Annotated in this window: 6 protein-coding genes; 5 read left to right on the top strand and 1 reads right to left on the bottom strand. The window is 62.6% G+C overall.

Translation table 11 applies throughout. The features are described 5' to 3' along the window. Positions 1-119 precede the first annotated feature (119 nt). From FNL14_RS09550 to FNL14_RS09540, 3 genes are all read left to right on the top strand, one after another. Complete coding sequence (locus FNL14_RS09550; RefSeq protein ID WP_142059507.1) at positions 120-551, top strand: hypothetical protein; 432 nt, start codon at positions 120-122, stop codon at positions 549-551. Between the two features lie 76 nt (positions 552-627). After that, a complete protein-coding gene (locus FNL14_RS09545; protein ID WP_142059505.1) occupies positions 628-978 on the top strand; it encodes a hypothetical protein in 351 nt (116 codons plus the stop codon). 617 nt (positions 979-1595) lie between these two features. Further along, positions 1596-2579: a DUF4192 family protein gene (locus tag FNL14_RS09540; RefSeq protein ID WP_142059503.1), complete on the top strand. Its 984-nt coding sequence runs from the start codon at positions 1596-1598 to the stop codon at positions 2577-2579. Positions 2580-2891: 312 nt separating this feature from the next. On the opposite strand, the gene FNL14_RS09535 is transcribed toward FNL14_RS09540, so the two are convergent. Beyond that, positions 2892-3890 (bottom strand): hypothetical protein, encoded by a 999-nt coding sequence (locus tag FNL14_RS09535; protein WP_142059501.1) that lies wholly within the window; start codon positions 3888-3890, stop codon positions 2892-2894. Between the two features lie 240 nt (positions 3891-4130). Between FNL14_RS09535 and FNL14_RS09530 the strand changes: the two genes are divergently transcribed. Next, on the top strand, positions 4131-4316 hold the full coding sequence (locus tag FNL14_RS09530; protein ID WP_142059499.1) for a hypothetical protein: 186 nt from the start codon (positions 4131-4133) through the stop codon (positions 4314-4316). 619 nt (positions 4317-4935) lie between these two features. Beyond that, entirely contained in the window at positions 4936-6288 is a 1353-nt protein-coding gene (locus FNL14_RS09525; RefSeq protein ID WP_142059497.1) for a ParB/RepB/Spo0J family partition protein, read from the top strand. Positions 6289-6607 lie beyond the last annotated feature (319 nt).

Genomic DNA, 6607 nt, shown 5'->3' with positions numbered 1-6607 from the left:
CCGAGCAAGCAAGCTTGCCAGCAACCAAAAAACAACGCGGGGGGAGACGGGGAGCTGGCCGGTCACCTAAGCCGCCCCACCCACCCCCAACTTCTCGGACAAGAAGGAACACCACCCAAATGAACGCAATCACTACCAAGACTGTGACCACCGCCGACACCGAGGAAATCATCGACGGCGTGACCGTGCTGGGGGACTACCACATGAACGGCGGCTACGACTGGATGGAACTGATCGAAGAGCACGGCTGGGCCGTGCTCTCCAGCTGGGGCTGTGACGGCTGGGACCTGGGCCAATGGCCCTACGTCATGGTCGCCGTTACCCGCACCGCTGACAGCATCGGCAACCTGTTCGGCATCGCCACCTACTGCGAGGGCGACGTGAGCTGCACCTACTACCGGACGAAAGCCCGCCTTTATGACGCCATCACAGAGCAGGCGTTCTTCCACTGGAAGAACGGGCAGGCCCAAGGCCCGGCAGACCTGCCGGAAGCCGCCGCTGAACTGCCCAGCCGGTACCGAATTCCCTACGTCGCGCGGGACGCCGCCTAACCAGCACTACCAACCGCTGTACTGCCCGGCCGGTGCCGGGCAGTACAGCGCCCCACGACCTCAAAGGAGCCAGCACATGAGCAACGACACCACCGCCCATAAGGGCATCACCGCCCTGATTTACCGCGACGCCCTGGGCACGGACTTCTCCAACCGGGGCATCTCCGCCAGCGTCATGGAGGTAACCGTTATCGGCGAAGGCATCGACCCGGTATTCGAGGCCACCGAGGAACGGCCCGCCGTCCGGCTCGTCAAAAACGAGCACTTCCACCGCGAAACCGTGGTCCACGCCGAGCCGATCACCCCGGCCGATAAACCCGCCCCGTGGTACATGTTCGGCGGAACGTTCATCTTCAGCAGCGACGCGAGATTCCGCCGCGCAGCCGGACACTACGGAGCCGTCCCGCTCCACGACCGCCGCGAATAGGGCCGAAGGTGGCCGGCCTTTCGGGGCCGGTCACCGCGGGCGGTCCGCCGCAGGTGGCTGGCCTGAGTGGGTGGTTACCGGCGGCGGACCGCCATTCCCGCAGTAACCAGGTGCCGAGCGGCGGCCGCCGGCGGCAAGCCCGACCGGTACAGGCCAGGGCAGTTCGAGTGGGCCCAAGGACTAACGCTGGCTCGCTGGGCTCGCCCTGGTTTTCGCTGCGCTTCAACCAGTTGTTGGGCGTCCGCTGGCGCGGCCGGCTGTTGGGCGCTGGCGGTCCGTCGCAGAGCTCCGGCCCGCCATCACCTGTCTTGTCTACGACGTTTTCTGGTTGCTGTCCTGCGGATTCTAGGCGTCCGCTCCGGCCTGTCTAGCCCCGGTTCCGCAAGCTCCACCGGGGCCTGTGGCGCAGGAATTTCCCACAGGCGCTCCTTCGTCGCTTACTTCCTGCGGGAATTTCCCACACCTTGCCCTCACGGGTAGACAGGCCTCCGTCGGCCGCCGAGCAAGCAAGCTTGCCAGCAACCAAAAAACAACGCGGGGGGAGACGGGGAGCTGGCCGGTCACCTAAGCCGCCCCACCCACCCCCAACTTCTCGGACAAGAAGGAACACCACCCAAATGACTGAAAAACTGACCATCACCGGTTCCGCTGACCTGATCGCCGCCGTCCCGCACCTGCTGGGCAACCAGCCGAAGGAATCCTTCGTAGTGCTCACCGCACGCGGGAATACCCTGGGCGCGACGCTGCGGATGGACGCCCCGGCCGAGGCCTTGCCGCTGGACTACGCGCAGATGATGACCACCTACGCAGCCCACGACGAAAAGGCCACCGCCACCTACGTCATCGTCTACAACGACGAAACCGGCGGAGATGACACGCTCCCCTACGCGGAGCACGTCGCGGCACTGAGCACCGAGCTGGCCATGGCGCGGATGCCCGTGCGGCAGGTCCTGCTGGTCACCAGCACCCACTGGGCAACCTACGGCACGGCAGAAAAGAACCCGCTGGACACCATCAGGGACAGCAACGCCAACGTCACGCTGACCTATTTCGGGTCCACCCCGCATCTCGAGGTGTACAACCCTGAATTGCTGGGCAACTGGGTGCTTCCGGTAAAAGCACCGGAGGGGACCTTCGAGGATCTCGAAATGGCCTGCCTGACATGGGCGGCGGTCCTGGACGCGGATGGAATGCCTGACACCGAGACCGCACGTGCGCTGGCGGCGGCATTCCAGCACCGGCACCTCCGTGACTATCTGTTCCGGGACACCATCACCACCCACAACGGCAGCTTCGGGGACGTGCTGACCGGCAAGTTCACCGCCCGTCCCGACTGGGACCGCGTGGACCGGGCCGAGGCAGTCGCCTTCGAGCTGATGAAAGTTGTCCCGGCAGGACAACGGGCGCCCATGCTGACACTGATGGGCTGGCTGCAATGGCTCAAAGGCTCCGGAAGTCAGGCAGACCGCTACCTGAAACTCGCCGCCGAGGACGTTTCCGACTTCCGCCTCGCAGTGCTCCTGCGGGAACTGATCAACCGCGGCCACATCGCCGACGTCGCCCGGGACGCTGAGAAGTCCTACAAGCACCGCCTGATCTAACACCCCGGAGGCCGGGACGGATCACCCTTGAGGTATCCGGCCCGGCCTCTTCCGGTGGCGGGCGGCCTAGGGCCAGGAACCTTCCAGAAGTCGGGCGGTCCGCCGCCCAGGACTAACCACAGCAACCACTCACCAGCGGCGGACCGCCGTTCAGCGCTACACCCAGACCACCAACCCAAGTGCCGCGCAGCACGCCACAACGACGTTCGCCAGCCGAGGTTCTTTACCGTCCAGCTACGCTGAACCCCGCAGTTTTCCTTTGCCGAGATAAGCAGAAGGCCGCCTAACAGACGGCCTTCTGCTTGCAAACAACTAGTGCCCTACAGAAGTCTTGAGGTCCCGGAGCCTCAGCATCTCGACCCCTTCTCCCTCTGTCTGGGCACGGCCCAACTCTTCACTGACAACGAATTCCGGTCGAACCGTACCCGACATGTCACCAAACTGAACGTCCCAGGCGCCACCGGACGCTGGGACGAGCCTGCCAACAACCTTCCGGTTCTTCCATCTGACGATTTGTGTACCGTCTTTGTTGTCCCGGCTTGTCTCAAGGTCCCCGTACTTCACCAGCCCAGGAACTCCAGTCCGCTGCCCTTTCGGTATAGCGGCGACTCCGGTCGATGTCCCTGATGGTGTGGGGAGAGCAGACGGAGGAACGTGAACGAAATTCCAGCGAGGGTATCCCTCGTGATCGGTCCAGGAAATTGTAAAATCGATGCCGGCTTGAAAACCTTTAGCTTGAACCCGTCCTGAGAAGTCATCCTTGCCGTCAACCAGGACTACTTCGTCCTCTAGAAGTATTTCGTTCACTGGCGCAGTGACGGTGGCTGCGGCCATCACTTCCTTGAAGTCATAGAGCCTAAATTTAGTGCTCACCCCAGTCACACCCAGGGGCATGATGTGGACGCTAACTTTTTCACCGTTTAGACGCCTGACTTTAGCCAAAGCCTTGGCTCCCAGCTTCAAGACTGTCCATTTCGACAGCTTCTCCCCTTGCTTGCCTACGGGAGCCCAAATTTTTCGCCGCCACCGACCCAGCGAAATGGACAGAATGACCAATAGGACGATCGCAAGTACGACGAAAATTAAAGTGGCAACCAGCAGGCCCGTAAGCACAGCTCCGCGCTGTTCTTCCCAAGTCATCGATTTCCAGGGTCCGCCGTCGGCGACGAAAGCACTGTTATCGAATAGGACCCATAGGGGCCCGACCGCGAGCGTAACCAGAAAGCCCAGAGCGGCCCAGCTTTTCGGAAGGTGCTTGAGATCGGCTTGCCTTTGGGTTTTGTCCTGCTGCTGTCGTTCCTCGATTTCCACCGTCACAGCGTATAGCCGCACCATCACGAACCCATGGTTCTGGTCGTGGTGGAACGAGGCCGCCTGTCACCCAACGACATCGACACGCACCGCGCGGCGGCTCGTTCGACGACATCGACAAGGCCCTCAAGGTAGCGAAGGGGATGCCATCCAAAACGTGGAACATCTCCTCTGGCAGTCGGTGACTCTGACGCGGGCGCAGCCACCAAACCCAGCGAACGTGCAGGATCCCGGACTACAGTGGGCACAGCCATTACAACGGGAGGGTATGCGACTGTGGGACACGAATACATCCTCACTGAGGACGACCAGCCGGCTGCTGACGCCAGCCTGGCCGAAGACATCATCGAGCTGCAGCTGCTCACAGCCGGCCAAGTGACCGGGCCTGTCGACGTTGGCCACGCCCAGGAACACCACAACTTCTAGCACACGGGCAGCAACGCTGCTGCACCACAGATTTCCTTTGTCCGAGGAATGCGAAGAGCCGGTCCCAGTAGGGACCGGCTCTTTTGTCATCCTCGACCGCATGTAGCGACAGGAGGGCAGGCGGCCGAATGGATGCCCGACCGGCGTCGGACGGCTTGGGGAAACGACCGACGCCGGTGGACGGCAACAGAGTAGCAAAACCAGGGCCGGTCTATAGAGACTTTTACTGACTCATTACGGCGTCCGCTGGCGCGGCCGGCTGTTGGGCGCTGGCGGTCCGTCGCAGAGCTCCGGCCCGTCATCACCTGTTTTGTCTACGACGTTTTCTGGTTGCTGTCCTGCGGATTCTAGGCGTCCGCTCCGGCCTGTCTAGCCCCGGTTCCGCAAGCTCCACCGGGGCCTGCGGTGCAGGAATTTCCCGCAGGCGCTCCTTCGTCGCTTACTTCCTGCGGGAATTTCCCACACCTTGCCCTCACGGGTAGACAGGCCTCCGTCGGCCGCCGAGCAAGCAAGCTTGCCAGCAACCAAAAAACAACGCGGGGGGAGACGGGGAGCTGGCCGGTGACCTAAGCCGCCCCACCCACCCCCAACTTCTCGGACAAGAAGGAACACCACCGAAATGAAAGCAACACCCACGCTTGAAATGCTCGACCCGGCAACCCTGACCGTCGATATCAACGTCCGGAAGGACGCTGCCCTGACCGCCGATTTCATCGCCAGCATCAAAGAACACGGCGTGATGGAACCGGTGATCGCCCACCGCAAGGACGACGGCACCGTGCATGTGCTGATGGGCCAGCGCCGCACCCGCGCGGCCGTCGAAGCCGGACAACCTCTGATCCCTGTGATGATCATCGATAGCCCGGAGGAAGCCGAGCGCATCGTGACGCAGGTGGTGGAGAACATCCAGCGTGCCGAACTGACCGAGGCCGACGAAGCGGACGCCTACCACCAGCTGTCTTTGATTGGTGTTTCGGCGGCCGCGATCGCGAAGAAGACCGGACGGACCAAGACCACCGTCGAGTCGGCACTGAAAGCCAAGTCCACCGAGACCGGAGCCGCCGCCCTGGGCAAGGGATACACCATCGGAGAAGCCCTGATTCTGGCCGAGTTCGAGAACGACGAGGAAGCCACGCTTGAGTTGGAATCGGTCATCATGGATGAACCCGATATGCTCCTGCACGTCGCCCAGCAGCTGCGCGACAAGCGCGACCGCGCCGCCGCGCTGACCGCACTCACCGCAGAGCTGGAAGCGGCCGGAACGATTGTTGTTCCCGAATGCGGGTACGGGGAGGACAGCGAAACCCTCCGGGTCACGTCCCTGAAAAGGCCAGACGGGGAACCGGCCACCGACGAGGACGGGAACGCCGTTTACATCGAAACGGACTACCGCGGCGAGCACTTCGCCGTCGCCGTGGTTACCGGCTGGAAAGAACTGGGCTTCACGCTGCGCTATTACAGCGGCTACGGCTCGTCATCGGCCCCGAAAGGCCCGATGACCGAGGAACAGAAGGCCGAACGGAAGACCCTGATTGAGAACAACAAGCTGATGCAGTCCGCAACTGTGGTCAGGCGTGAATGGGTCAAGAACCTGCTGGCAAAGAAGCAGGCCCCGAAGGGCTGGCAGTACTTCACCGTCCACGCAATCACCCACCACCCGGAAACGGCCAGCGGTTACGACGGAAAGGTCGCCGCTGAGATGGTCGGGGCGAAGATCGAAGAGTCCAACGCCTGGGCCTGGAATCCGCTGAGGGACCACGTCGCCAAGACGACGGCGCGTCCGGAGTTTTCCCTGATCGCACTGGTGTGTGCAGGGTACGAAAAGACGATCGCGAAGGACTCGTGGCGGTCCCCAAGCCAGACCCACCGGGACTACCTGAACCAACTGGTTCTTTGGGGTTACACAGCCAGTGAGACTGAACAAATCATCCTCGACAGCGGCAAGCCAACCGAAGCCGACACCGCCGCATAAAACCCCCTTGCCGGGCGGAACCCCACCGCCCGGCAAGGACCCCGGCCCATCACCACACCAGGGCACGGAACCTTCCAGAAGTCGGGCGGTCCGCCGCCCACGGCGAACCACAGCAGCCACTCACCAGCGGCGGACCGCCAATCAACGCGACCACGAGGAACAGTCTTTCCACGCCGCGCTTTTCGCTACTGCCCACAAGCCGCTCACTGGGGAACTCTTCTCACACATGAGCTACGCAGGTTCGACGACAGGTTCCGCTAAGCTGTTCATTGATTTCCTTTGTCCGAGGAGCGGAGAAGGGCCGGCTACCAAGCCGGCC

This window comes from Pseudarthrobacter sp. B4EP4b, assembly GCF_006680095.1.
Lineage (GTDB): Bacteria > Actinomycetota > Actinomycetes > Actinomycetales > Micrococcaceae > Arthrobacter.
The sequence above is the reverse complement of the archived record's forward strand: the minus strand, read 5'-3'. Positions and strand labels throughout refer to the sequence as shown.

Excerpts from the sequence above, each read along its gene's own strand:
- FNL14_RS09525 (WP_142059497.1), top strand. The coding sequence starts at position 4,936 with ATGAAAGCAACACCCACGCTTGAAATGCTCGACCCGGCAACCCTGACC.
- FNL14_RS09540 (WP_142059503.1), top strand. The coding sequence starts at position 1,596 with ATGACTGAAAAACTGACCATCACCGGTTCCGCTGACCTGATCGCCGCC.
- FNL14_RS09545 (WP_142059505.1), top strand. The coding sequence starts at position 628 with ATGAGCAACGACACCACCGCCCATAAGGGCATCACCGCCCTGATTTAC.
- FNL14_RS09550 (WP_142059507.1), top strand. The coding sequence starts at position 120 with ATGAACGCAATCACTACCAAGACTGTGACCACCGCCGACACCGAGGAA.